This is a genomic window from Oceanobacillus salinisoli (assembly GCF_009733865.1).
Lineage (GTDB): Bacteria > Bacillota > Bacilli > Bacillales > Amphibacillaceae > Oceanobacillus > Oceanobacillus salinisoli.
Genome location: NZ_WOFB01000002.1, coordinates 199080 through 211247, shown reverse-complemented (window position 1 = coordinate 211247; position 12168 = coordinate 199080). Strand labels below are relative to the sequence as shown.

The 12168-nt window shown below is 37.9% G+C and carries 12 protein-coding genes; 4 read left to right on the top strand and 8 right to left on the bottom strand.

Going from position 1 to position 12168, the window contains the following annotated elements:
• Window positions 1-254: 254 nt before the first annotated feature.
• Window positions 255-908, bottom strand: coding sequence for a TVP38/TMEM64 family protein (locus GMJ66_RS02830; protein ID WP_156288826.1), 654 nt, complete (start codon window positions 906-908; stop codon window positions 255-257).
• 217 nt (window positions 909-1125) lie between these two features.
• Here GMJ66_RS02830 and GMJ66_RS02825 point away from each other — a divergent pair, with 217 nt between their 5' ends.
• Entirely contained in the window at window positions 1126-1515 is a 390-nt protein-coding gene (locus GMJ66_RS02825) for a hypothetical protein (RefSeq protein ID WP_156288825.1), read from the top strand.
• Here GMJ66_RS02825 and GMJ66_RS02820 read toward each other — a convergent pair.
• The 4 genes from GMJ66_RS02820 to GMJ66_RS02805 all read right to left on the bottom strand — a co-directional run bounded on the left by GMJ66_RS02820 (window position 1451) and on the right by GMJ66_RS02805 (window position 4410).
• Window positions 1451-1984, bottom strand: coding sequence for a competence protein ComK (locus GMJ66_RS02820; protein ID WP_156288824.1), 534 nt, complete (start codon window positions 1982-1984; stop codon window positions 1451-1453). The genes GMJ66_RS02825 and GMJ66_RS02820 overlap by 65 nt on opposite strands.
• Before the next feature lie 116 nt (window positions 1985-2100).
• On the bottom strand, window positions 2101-2238 hold the full coding sequence (locus tag GMJ66_RS02815) for a hypothetical protein (RefSeq protein ID WP_156288823.1): 138 nt from the start codon (window positions 2236-2238) through the stop codon (window positions 2101-2103).
• Between the two features lie 200 nt (window positions 2239-2438).
• Window positions 2439-3434 (bottom strand): lipoate--protein ligase, encoded by a 996-nt coding sequence (locus GMJ66_RS02810; protein WP_156288822.1) that lies wholly within the window; start codon window positions 3432-3434, stop codon window positions 2439-2441.
• Between the two features lie 232 nt (window positions 3435-3666).
• Window positions 3667-4410 carry an MBL fold metallo-hydrolase gene (locus GMJ66_RS02805; protein WP_156288821.1) on the bottom strand — a complete coding sequence of 248 codons (744 nt, stop codon included), beginning with the start codon at window positions 4408-4410 and terminating at the stop codon, window positions 3667-3669.
• A 103-nt stretch (window positions 4411-4513) separates the two neighbouring features.
• Between GMJ66_RS02805 and yhfH the strand changes: the two genes are divergently transcribed.
• The 3 genes from yhfH to GMJ66_RS02790 all read left to right on the top strand — a co-directional run bounded on the left by yhfH (window position 4514) and on the right by GMJ66_RS02790 (window position 7466).
• Window positions 4514-4642 carry a protein YhfH gene (gene yhfH, locus GMJ66_RS02800; protein ID WP_156288820.1) on the top strand — a complete coding sequence of 43 codons (129 nt, stop codon included), beginning with the start codon at window positions 4514-4516 and terminating at the stop codon, window positions 4640-4642.
• 244 nt (window positions 4643-4886) lie between these two features.
• Window positions 4887-6701, top strand: coding sequence for an oligoendopeptidase F (gene pepF / locus GMJ66_RS02795; protein WP_156288819.1), 1815 nt, complete (start codon window positions 4887-4889; stop codon window positions 6699-6701).
• Window positions 6702-6836: 135 nt separating this feature from the next.
• Window positions 6837-7466, top strand: a complete 630-nt coding sequence (locus tag GMJ66_RS02790) for a hypothetical protein (RefSeq protein ID WP_156288818.1) — start codon at window positions 6837-6839, stop codon at window positions 7464-7466.
• A gap of 1202 nt (window positions 7467-8668) precedes the next feature.
• Here the strand turns inward: GMJ66_RS02790 and hemY are convergent.
• The 3 genes from hemY to hemE are packed head-to-tail and all read right to left on the bottom strand — an operon-like array spanning window position 8669 to window position 12073.
• On the bottom strand, window positions 8669-10075 hold the full coding sequence (gene hemY, locus GMJ66_RS02785; protein ID WP_156288817.1) for a protoporphyrinogen oxidase: 1407 nt from the start codon (window positions 10073-10075) through the stop codon (window positions 8669-8671).
• Complete coding sequence (hemH, locus tag GMJ66_RS02780) at window positions 10075-11010, bottom strand: ferrochelatase (RefSeq protein ID WP_156288816.1); 936 nt, start codon at window positions 11008-11010, stop codon at window positions 10075-10077. The genes hemY and hemH overlap by 1 nt, the downstream gene beginning before the upstream one ends.
• Window positions 11011-11038: 28 nt before the next feature.
• On the bottom strand, window positions 11039-12073 hold the full coding sequence (gene hemE / locus GMJ66_RS02775) for a uroporphyrinogen decarboxylase (protein WP_156288815.1): 1035 nt from the start codon (window positions 12071-12073) through the stop codon (window positions 11039-11041).
• Between the last annotated feature and the right edge of the window lie 95 nt (window positions 12074-12168).

Here is a 12168-nt window from a genome sequence, read left to right as displayed (position 1 = left end):
TCATAGTAGAATTCCTCGGCGCAAGGGAACAAAGAAGATTACTCAAGTAGTACCCTCGCTGCTCAAGTCTGGAACGTGCTATTCCCACAGGACAAGGAACGCGGTCTGCAGCTCTACATCGCACGAAGTAAATCGGTTTTTATTTTCGAGGAGTCTACGTTATTTTGGGTTCAAAATAAGAGATCTAATTAAAAACAAATACCGATTTTTATGCAGCTTTTTTCACGTATCTTAGAATCATGTGTTTTTACTTTTTATTTTATTGTTTCATTTGACTCTTCCCGCTCTGCTCGTTTCTGTAGCCTTTTTTCAATGATTTTTCCTATCATCCAAAATAACCCAATAATAATGAATACAATAATAGTTTTTAATGGGTTTTCTGCAAATTCCATAATGCTGGTCCCAACATAGGAAATGGAAAAAATCATGACCGATTTCCCAAGCAGTACTGCTAATGTAAATTGCTGAATACTGACTTTAGATAACCCAGCTACAATATTAATAATAGACGACGGGGAAAATGGAAAAGCCAGTAATAGAAACAATGGCCCGAACCCATGCTTATCAACCCATGAAGTAATGGCACTTACTTGTTTATTTTTCCGGATTTTTCTCACCCATTTTTGACTCCGCAACTGGCGAATAATAATAAACACCGTGATTGCACCAACACTTGCACCTAGCCAGGATAATAAAAATCCCTCAAGCAATCCATATGCAGCAGCATTCGTTAATACAAAGACAATTAAAGGTAAAAAAGGAAGGAACGCTTCTACAAAAGGCAGAAAAAAACCTGGCAATGGTCCCAACCCTTCATATTGTTCCAGTAATTGCAGGATAAAATCTTCTACTCCTTCTTTTTCAAGCATGGTTTCCCAATTTGAAAAGGTAATATTCATTATATACATGTAGTTTTATACTCCTCATTATGTATCGAATTCTGTTTTTATCCTTATGTGTATACCATTTTATCTTATAAGGCTTCATCATGCGTACTTGTAAGATTAATTAAGCTACTTTCTTTCATTTTACTAAAAAATTATGATTTATGTTGTATTTTCGTTTCACTTTATCATATAATAGAATAAACAGAACAAATGTTCCTGGTGATATGGAGGAGTTTACATGCGTTATCTGAAAGATGATGAGTTACAGATAGCAACAAGATTTCTGTTTCTTTCCATGGCAATTGTCGTGTTGCACCAAGATATCGTCCATATTCAGAATGGGCAATTTAAAATTAATGAACCTTATCTTGATTTGGTAAAGAGAATGGATTCCTTGGCAAGAAAGGAACGCAGAAAACTTCGGAAAACGATGGAGGATAAGAAAATACAGGTTGTAAATTTAAACAAAAATGACTCATTTTCTTCTTTTCTGTTCCTTTGTCAAGGTAGAGAAGAGAAACGTAATTACTTTAATCCTGCCATTCGAAAAAAAGTGGAAGAAGTCATTCGGGATCTAATGGAGAGGGCTCTGCAATCATCTCAGGATTCTGCTGTTGCAAAAACCTGAGACGCTTATCAAGTAAAAAGCGGAACTGTGCCGTTCGCTGTAATTGATTTAGCATCGTTCGAAAGGACACATCCAATGTAAGCGTCTTGCCATTCTTGAAAATGATTTTCGTTTTTTGGTTCCTCATCTTGCTTAATTTTCCGATATGCGAATGGGCAATCCAAGAACATTTGGAATTTTTAGGTGAGGTTGTAGGAAAAAAATACATTCCACTAGAAGGGTCAATAGAAATAGGAATTTTACTGGAAAATCCACATATATTCCTTGTTCCCTCCTGTCTGCCCTTTAGACTCGATCCGAAAAACTTACATGCGAAATTGATAACCTGTTGTGGAGTTTGATCCACAAGAAATTCTTCATCTTCCTCAATAATGCGGGTAACAATTACGTCATTTTCATTATGTTCTGCGATAATTGCCAATGTAAGTGGGCTTATTTCAAAAATCGGGGTATTAAATTCTTCTATCACGGTAACCTTCCTTTCGATTTTAGAAAACGAAAAGAAAGTAGCTTTATTTATAATTTACCAAATTTCGACGAATAAAGATAGTTAAAAACTAAATTTTTCGAAAAAAATATCCCCTATTACTGTACCATCGATTCCGACTTGAGTTCTTCCGGGTTATCTGCTCCACTTTTCACGTTTAAATCCTGATTTTCAACCGTAAAATCCGGATTTAAAATCGTAAATGTATCCAGTTCGGGATTATTCTTTTTCTCCATTCTTTATCAGCTCCTAGTCCTTATTTTGCCTAAATATGATGAAATCCATACTAAAAAAAGCTTTAGAGTTTGTTATTCTCTAAAGCATTTTTGGGTTATTGGCTTATTAAATGACGCAAATCTCTGCGGAAATTTCCCCTATCGGCAATTCCTCTAAAATGATATTTTCGAAGGGACCTTATTTCGCTATTTGAACTTGCTTAATAAAAAAGATTAATAAAATCTTCCTTTGAAATTTTTCCTAAATAATGTGGAACTTCCACATCCTTTAGTGCTTCTTCAATTGCTTGACGGTCATGACGAACTCCAATTAGTGTCTCCTCCAGTTCTTTTACATCACCTATGCCGAAGAAGTCGCCATAAATCTTGCAATTCTCAATGACACCTTTTTGAACATCCAAACGAATATCCACTAAACCTGATGGGAATTTATGAGACTCCTGAACATTATAAGATGGAGATTTGCCATAGTTCCATTCCCATTTTTGATATCTGTTTTTAGATATTTTATGAATATTTTCCCAATCTTCATCTGTTAGTTCATATTGTGGAACATCTTTTATATCTTCTACGTTAAAGATATTTTTTAGAATAGCTTCTTTAAACTCTTCCATGGTGATTTTTTCATTAAGGAATTCAGAAATGGTAGCAACACGGCTGCGAATCGATTTAATTCCTTTGGATTCAATCTTTTCTTTTTTTACTTTTAATGCTTTAGTGAGTTCTTCTACTTCTGAATCAAGCATTAATGTGCCGTGACTGAACATACGGCCTTTTGTTGAAAACATGGCATTACCGGAAATCTTTCTTCCTTCCACAGCGAGATCATTACGTCCCTGCATTTCTGCTGGTACCCCTAATTTATTCAATACGCCGACAATTGGCTGCAGGAACTTAGCAAAGTTTTGGAAGCTTTCTCCATCGTCTTTCGTAATAAAGCTGAAGTTTAAGTTTTGTTCATCATGGTAAACCGCTCCACCACCAGATAAACGACGAACGACCTTAATTCCTTTTTCATCCACATAATCTGTATTTATTTCTTCAATTGTATTTTGATTTCTGCCAATAATTATCGATGGTTTATTAATGTAGAATAACAAGTATGTATCTTTCTCACCAAAATTTTCCAAAATATATTCTTCGATGGCCAAATTAACCATTGGATCGGTAATCCCTTTATTATCAATAAATTTCATGTTAGAAACCTCCTATTAATTGTTTAACAAGACTCTTTTATAAACTTTGCTGCTTTTTAACCCTCAAACTTTGGTGAAGTCTTAATGTATTTCCGATGCGAGTATAGGCACCAACTACCCGTAAAATGATGTCACAGTACATTAATTTTTTGTCAGAAACAACAAATTAAGACAGCCTTTCATTATTAGTTTAATCCAAAAGAAAATGAATTCAAAGAGAAACGCTTTCGAATTATCCTTCTAATGCCCCATCCCAGACAAATCCTTCTTTGGCTAATTGAACACGACCATCATACTGTTGTTTTGCTTCTTCTACCAATTTTTTTCTGTCCCCGTATTGGGGTAAATGGGACAATAATAACTGTTTCACATTTGCTTGTGCCGCAATTTTCCCTGCCTCTTCACTATTCATATGTCCTGCCTTTGACCCATCTTGTCCAGCATAATAGTTACAATCGCTAATGAACAAGTCAGCATCCTCAGCAAACGTCCCCCATTCTTCCTGGTAACTTGAATCTGCCGAGTAAACGATAACCGATTGACCATCTGTAATCCGCATTCCATAACATGGAACAGGATGATTGGTTTTCAGGAAAGTAATCGAAAATGGACCTATCTGCAATGTTTCATTTGGATGATACGCAATTCCTTTTGTATAGGTATGGGTAAGCGACTGAAACCCTTCCCTATCCTCTGTGTGTCCGTAAATTGGTAAAATAGTATCATTTCCTGTTACATAATATTCAATCAGTCGGGCGTATTGTAATACACCAATATCGGCTATATGATCATGATGATAGTGAGAAACAAGAACAGCATCCAGCTCGGAAACATGCTTATACTTTTGTAGCTTCGATAACGAACCACTCCCTACATCTATCCATAGCGAGAAATTATCTTTTTCCAACAAATACGAAGAGGTTGCACCATCCATAGCTGGATAGCCTCCCCAAAAACCAATTACAGTAAATTTCAAAAAAATCACTCCTTTTCAAAAAAAATGTTATAAAACAGCATTGACATAACAAATGCTGTTGTAATACAATAAAAGTACATTAACTTATGAGGGGGAAACAAACATGGTCAACATCCTTGAATTCTTTAAAAGCTTACCGAAAAAGAAGTGTACGCAATGCGGTGGAGAAATCCATGAGAAAGCCGATTGCTACGGTAATATTTGTGATGAATGCGATCATCCAGCTAGATAAAAAGGATAAAATCTTTGTTATACAACAATCATTATAACAGAAATTACCATGTAACAATCAAATCCACCTTCTTATTTAAAAATATTGAACAAACATGCAGCTGCCTTGGTAGTTGTATTTTTTTGTTTAGTTATGGTTAAGCACTATTAGTTTCCAACATATCAATATCACTAAACTCTGTCTTTCTGCTTATTTATATAATATAATTACTTAGATTATCGAAATATTTGGAGAGGAGAATACAATGAATACATCTGCTACAGCCCCCCTTCACAGAAGTGAAATTTCTGAAGAACAGAAATGGGAACTAACCGATTTATTTCCATCTCTTCAGGCTTGGAAAGAGGAATTAACTGCCCTGCAAAAAGATATCGACAATGTAACTAAATACAAAGGGAAACTAAAGGAAAGTGCGAAAATATTATTAGAAGCCATTATTTCCAGAGAAACCTACCAGGAAAAACTTGTTAGAGTTGCTACATATGCAAATCTTCGTTCCAGTGCTGACGGATCTAATCCAGAAAATCAGCGGGATTCCGCCAAGGTATCTTCATTATTTGCGGAGATTGGAGCAAAGCTTTCTTTTTTCCAGTCAGAACTGTTAACTCTGTCAGAGGAAACGATTGACTCATTTTTGAAAGATGAGCCAAATCTACAAGTCTACAGCAAGATGTTTCAGGACCTAACGGAGAAAAAATTGCATACCCTCTCCCCTGAAGTCGAGGAAACACTAGCTGCATTACAACAAGTTCATCAGGCACCATATTTGATATACCAGCGGGCGAAAGTTTCTGATATGACCTTTGATTCGATTAAAACGGAAACAGAGGAAGAATTGCCAATGTCTGCTCCATTATTTGAAGATCGTTATGAATTATCACCAGATGCAGACATTAGAGGAAAAGCATATCAGTCTTTTACCAATACTTTAAATCAATATAAAAACACATTTGCTGCAACGTACGCAACAGAAGTTTCCAAACAGGTAACATTGTCCCGGCTCCGTAATTACGAATCAGTTACCGATATGCTGCTATCCTCCCAGCAAGTATCAAAAGAGATGTACCATAATCAATTGGATATTATCCAAAAAGAACTAGCTCCCCATATGCGTAAATTCATCCGACTAAAGAAAGAACAATTAGGACTTAAAGAAATGCGTTATTGTGACTTAAAAGCTCCATTAGATCCGTCATTTAACCCGAAAATAACGTACAAAGAGGCAAAGTCAACCATTCTCGATGCAGTGCAAATTATGGGGCCAGAATACAGTGACATCATGGAAAAAGGACTGTCTAACCGCTGGGTGGACATAGCGAATAATAAGGGCAAAGTGAATGGTGCATTTTGTTCCAGTCCATATGGTGTCCATCCTTATATTCTTATAACATGGACAGATACGATGCGTGGTGCTTTTGTTTTAGCTCATGAATTGGGCCATGCTGGGCATTTCTACCTTGCCGGAAAAAATCAAACGCTATTTAATTCACGTCCATCGATGTATTTTGTCGAGGCACCTTCTACCTTAAACGAGTTACTGCTTGCTGATCATTTATTAGAGAAACATGATGATAAAAGGATGCGCCGATGGGTAATTACCCAATTGCTCGGAACTTATTATCATAACTTTGTTACTCATTTATTAGAAGGAGAATTCCAGCGCCGTGTTTATAACTTGGCGGAAAAAGGAGTACCTTTAACTGCTGATTTGCTATGTGCACAAAAGCAGGAAGTATTGGAAAACTTCTGGGGTGATGATGTTGTCTTTGACGGTGGTGCAGGCTTAACCTGGATGCGACAACAGCACTATTACATGGGATTATATCCATATACGTATTCAGCTGGATTAACGGTTTCAACTGCCGTCGCACAAAAGATTAAAGAAGATGGAAAACCAGCAGCGGATCAGTGGCTAAATGTCCTTAAATCGGGTGGCACACGGAAACCACTGGATTTAATCAAACAAGCTGGTGTCGATATGTCGAAAGCTGATGCAATTCATATTGCAGTTGATTATGTTGGTTCCCTGATCAATGAATTAGAAAATAGCTATAAATAAACCAATAAGTCCAAGGCCGCAGAATCAAGGCTTTGGGCTTTTTTTTTTATCTTATAGTTCATATTAGGGGGATAAAATTATGATTATCAAGGAAAAATAAAATGACTAAGTATTTATTTAAAGGAGGTTATGAAAATGGCAGAGAGACATCGTCGTAAAAAGCCATTTTATAAAAGATGGTGGTTTTGGCTACTCGCCATCATTCTAATCATAATCATAGCTACTAGTGGTGAAGAGGAAGAAGAACCTACTGACACTGCAGAACCAGTAGAAGATACAACAGAAGAACTTCCAGAAACGGAAGAAGAGCCTGAAGAAGGGGAAGAAACAGAGGAAGTGGAAGAAGAGGAACCTGAACCGGAAACAAGAACCCGGGACAATGCATCTGCCACTGAAACGACACTTAACGCGGGTACGTTCGCAGTAGGAACAGATATCCCTGCAGGTCGATATGTCATTACCGGGGACAGCAACGGCAATCTATTTGTATATGATGGAGATATACCTACCGTAAACGAAATTCTGGATCCATCTGGTGAGTTTGGTGTAACTAGTGTTACAACAGAAATTGAAGACGGACAGGAAATAGAAATATCCGGAATTAACGCGGTAACCTTCACACCAGCTGAAACGGAACTATCGAATACCCTTTCCACCGGTACATGGGAAGTTGGTTTGGACATAGAAGCTAGCAGATATGATGTGACAACACCAAGCGGAAGCGGGAATCTCTTTGTTTATAATGCGTTGGAATTCCTACAGTAAACGAGATATTGGATGCCTCCGGTGATTTCGGGGTTCCAAAAGTAACCATTAACCTGGAGGATGGGCAAATAATTGAAATTAGCGGACTGAATGAAGTGAACTTTGAAGCAAGGGAATAACATGGACTGGAGTATGGCTATTGGAATTGAGTCGCATCTTAAGGCAACACTTCAACCTCCCCGCTCGCAAAATTGGTGATCCTGCGTCTTCTAGAATGCACGGAACAGAGACTACTGAAAAAAGCACATTTTTAAAGGTGCACTTTTAGGATTCTCGGACAGGTTCAACGTGCTCGAATGAATTCAAGTACCTTTTAAAGGGAACGTAAAGAGCTCTACGTGAACGGATGCGCTCAAGTACCTTTCAAAAGGTCACGTAGAATGCTTCTACGTGACCGAATGCACTCAAGTACCTTTCTAAGGTCACGTAGAGAGCTTCTACGTGACCGAATACGCTCAAGCACCTTTCAAATGGGAACCTAGTGAGCTTCTACGTGACCGAATGCACTCAAGTGCCTTTCAAATGGGAACCTAGTGAGCTTCTACATGACCGAATGCATTCAAGTGCCTTTCTATAGAGAACCTAGAATGCTTCTACGTGACCGAATGCATTCAAGTACCCTGCAAAAGGGAATCTAGAATGCTTCTACGTGACCGAATGCACTCAAGTGCCTTTCAAATGGGAACCTAGTGAGCTTCTACATGACCGAATGCATTCAAGTACCCTGCAAAAGGGAATCTAGAATGCTTCTACGTGACCGAATGAAATCAAGTACCTTTCAAATGGGAACCTAGTACGCTTCTACGTGACCGAATGCATTCAAGTACCCTGCAAAAGGGAATCTAGAATGCTTCTACGTGACCGAATGAAATCAAGTACCTTTCAAATGGGAACCTAGTACGCTTCTACGTGACCGAATGCATTCAAGTACCCTGCAAAAGGGAATCTAGAAAGGCTCTAGATGCTCGAATGAACTCAAGAACCACTAGCTCCAACATATTTTAAAGTCGGATTTTATCGATATAGGGACAAAAAAACAAATCTTTTCTGTAGGACGAGTAACCACAGTCCCAAACTGTTAGAGAAAAATAAAAAATCCGAACTAATTCGAATTCTAACTAAAGAATTTTGAATTATGCTTCGGATTTTTCTTTAACTAAAACACTTTTGTCTCAGCCCCGTTTTATTGAATGTATTTCTCTTTATTTTTGCAAATAACTTATTACTTCTTCTGCAGCCTTTTCCCCATTTCCAATACAGTCTGGAATTCCTGCCCCATCATAGGAGCTACCAACCAAATAGATACCTGGTAAGGTTTCTGACATATTAGCACGTACTTTGCTGACACGTTCCAGATGGCCAACATTATATTGTGGGCGTGCGTCTTTCCAACGTGTGACAATGGAAAATTCTGGCATCCCTTTTATTTTCATAGTACGTTTTAAGTCTTTCAGTACGATATTCGTTATTTCTTCATCTGATAAATCAACAACCGTTTGATCTGTTGGTTTTCCTACATAGCAACGTAACAGTACTTTTCCTTCCGGTGTAGTTGTTGGCCATTTTTTGTTTGTCCATGTACATGCTGTAATTCGATATTTAGAGCTGTTACGGGCCACCTGAAAACCAGTGCCATCGAATTTATTTTTAATAGCCTTTTGATCAAAGGCAAGAACCACATTTGCTGATGACGTCAATGGTATCTCGTTCAATGTCTTAAAGAAATCATATTGGCTAAATATTTTAGGCACAGCATTATGCTGGGTTGCCATTATGACAGCATCAGCTTTATATACTTTCCCATTGCTTAATAACACATGATAGCCTTCTTCTTTTTTTTCAATATGATCCACAGCAGTATGAATGGAAAAAATATCCTCGTCCATTACTTCCACTAGACGATGTACCAGTGTTTCTAAACCACTCTTAAAAGAAAAAAACATACTTCCAGGTTTTTTGGGCTTCTTGTTAAATGGGTTCGGCATAGACTTTTGCAACCCTTTCATAACGCTTCCATATTTTTGTTCCAATTGGTAAAAATTGGGATAGGTTGCCTGAAGACTCATGTCGTCAACATCACCAGAATGAATTCCTGATAGTAATGGGGAAATTAAAGTATCGACTACTTCATTTCCGAAACGTCGGCGCATAAAGGCGCCAACTGATTGATCTCCTACCTGCTTGCTCTTTGGCAGGATAAGATCGAATAATGCACGAAGCTTCCCTTTTGTAGAGAGCATTCGTGATGTTAATACAGCATCAGCCACTTTTGGAACTCCCATAAATGTCCCCGCTGGTAATTTATGTAATTTATTTTTTGCTAGTATATAGGACTGACCTGTAGCATTGCGAATCATTTGCTCCTCCAGGCCTATCTCTCGAACAAGATTAATAGCTGCTGGCTTTCGTGCTAATAGAGAATCTGGTCCTTTATCAATCGTAAATCCTTCTTTTTTAACCGATTGTATCTTACCACCAAGACGATCACTCGCTTCAACTAATTTCACACGGTATGGAAGAGCATTTTCTTTAATCGCTTTTTGTAAATAGTAGGCAGCGGATAATCCTGTAATTCCGCCACCTACAATAACAATATGTTTATATTCCATTACGCTTCACTCTTCGCGGTATTTAGTACGACATCAGCGAGTGTGTGAATGAATTGCGGATGAACATTTGGCATTTCCGGACGATAATATTTTGCACCGAGTTCATCACAAACCACTTTACATTCATAGTCATTATCATATAAAACCTCTAAATGATCTGCTACAAATCCAACTGGTGCATATACAAAGGAACGGTATCCTTTTTGTTCATATAAGTCACGAGTCAAATCCTGCACATCTGGACCAAGCCAAGGATCAGGAGTATTTCCCTCACTTTGCCAGCCAAGTTCATAATTTCTAATACCGGCTTCTTTAGCAACTAAATCTGCTGTTTCTTTTAATTGATTTGGATATGGATCTCCATTTTGCAATATCTTCTCAGGCAAGCTATGTGCGGAAACAATTAGTACCGCTTTTTCCTGTTCTTCTTCAGGCATCCCTTTATAGATGTCCTTAATTCCGTCAGCCCAGAACTTAATAAATCCAGCTTCATTGTACCAGCTTTGTACAGATTTAATAGTAATACCGTGCTTATCCGCTTCAGTAGCTGTACGGTCATTATAGGATTTCACACTAAATGTAGAATAATGTGGAGCTAATACGATAGATACTGCTTCTGTTATACCATCCTTGGCCATTTCTTCCACAGCATCTTCAATAAATGGATGAATATGTTTTAATCCAATATATGCTTGAAACTCGTATTCATCTTGAGTTGTATTTAATGTATCTTCCAATGCTTTTGTTTGTTCTTCCGTAATTTTTGCGAGTGGTGAAGTTCCGCCGATTGCTTGATAACGGTCTTTCAAATCCTGTAATGCTTCAGGTTCCGGTTTTCGTCCATGGCGTATATGTGTGTAATAAGGCTCTATGTCTTCCTCTTTATATGGTGTACCATATGCCATAACTAATAATCCTAATTTTTTCTTGCTCAATTGTTGTGCCCCCCTTATTCCAATATCTCTATCTTTTTGAATATTCATGGATCAGCTTCGTTAATTGTTGCAATGTTGCTGGTTTAATATCTGGTGTAACACCATGTCCAAGGTTGAAGACATATTTTCCATGTTGTAATCCTTCATCTAAAATGGCTTTTGTACGGTTTTCAATCGTTTCCCATGGTGTTAGTAATATCGTTGGGTCAAGATTTCCTTGTACAACTTTTGTCACGCCCATTTTACGTGCTTCCGTAATAGAGGTTCGCCAATCCAGCCCGATCACATCGACTGGCAAATCATTCCACTCAAGTAATAAGTGTCGAGCACCTACACCAAAGATAATTAATGGAACCTGTTGTTTACGTAATTCGGAAAAAATCCTTGTCATGACTGGTTTGATAAACACACGATAATCCGCGGCATTTAACGCTCCTACCCATGAATCAAAGATTTGAATAGCTTTGGCACCAGCCTCAACTTGTGCCTCCACGTACGTAATGATCATATCTGCCAGCTTATCCATTAACGCAAACCATGTTTCAGGCTCACGATACATCAATGCTTTTGTCTTGCTGTAATTTTTCGAAGGACCCCCTTCAATCATATAACTGGCCAGCGTAAATGGTGCTCCACTGAATCCAATCAAAGGTACTTCCAATTGTTCTTCTGTTAAAAGACGTATTGTATCCAATACGTATGGAACATCTGCAGACGGGTTGATTTCTCCTAAACTTTCCACATCCTGAATGTTTCTTATTGGATTATGAATAACAGGTCCAATTCCTGCTTTAATTTCAACATCCACCCCTAAAGAAGGTAGTGGGCTCATAATATCTTTGTACAAAATTGCTGCATCAACCCCATAGTGCTCTACAGGTAAGCGGGTTACATAAGCACATAATTCAGGTTGATGGGTAATTTCAAAAAGGGAATACTTCTCTTTAAGTTCACGGTATTCCGGCTGGGATCTTCCGGCCTGGCGCATAAACCATGCTGGAATATATTCCGTTTCCTCCCCGTTATACGCTCTTATAATGGTGTCATTCAAATTTTTTGGCATAATTTCCATCCTTTAGCTGTTCTTCTACTATCACTACTATAAAGATTTCAAACAAGAAAGTGTAGTAATTATCGATTTTTGTCACTAATTTGACT

What these genes read in the sequence shown, in the direction of transcription:
- GMJ66_RS02810 (WP_156288822.1), bottom strand. Translation starts at nt 3,434, where the DNA reads ATGAAATTTATTGATAATAAAGGGATTACCGATCCAATGGTTAATTTG.
- hemY (WP_156288817.1), bottom strand. Translation starts at nt 10,075, where the DNA reads ATGGAATATAAACATATTGTTATTGTAGGTGGCGGAATTACAGGATTA.
- GMJ66_RS02825 (WP_156288825.1), top strand. Translation starts at nt 1,126, where the DNA reads ATGCGTTATCTGAAAGATGATGAGTTACAGATAGCAACAAGATTTCTG.
- yhfH (WP_156288820.1), top strand. Translation starts at nt 4,514, where the DNA reads ATGGTCAACATCCTTGAATTCTTTAAAAGCTTACCGAAAAAGAAGTGT.
- hemE (WP_156288815.1), bottom strand. Translation starts at nt 12,073, where the DNA reads ATGCCAAAAAATTTGAATGACACCATTATAAGAGCGTATAACGGGGAG.
- GMJ66_RS02830 (WP_156288826.1), bottom strand. Translation starts at nt 908, where the DNA reads ATGTATATAATGAATATTACCTTTTCAAATTGGGAAACCATGCTTGAA.
- pepF (WP_156288819.1), top strand. Translation starts at nt 4,887, where the DNA reads ATGAATACATCTGCTACAGCCCCCCTTCACAGAAGTGAAATTTCTGAA.
- GMJ66_RS02790 (WP_156288818.1), top strand. Translation starts at nt 6,837, where the DNA reads ATGGCAGAGAGACATCGTCGTAAAAAGCCATTTTATAAAAGATGGTGG.
- GMJ66_RS02815 (WP_156288823.1), bottom strand. Translation starts at nt 2,238, where the DNA reads ATGGAGAAAAAGAATAATCCCGAACTGGATACATTTACGATTTTAAAT.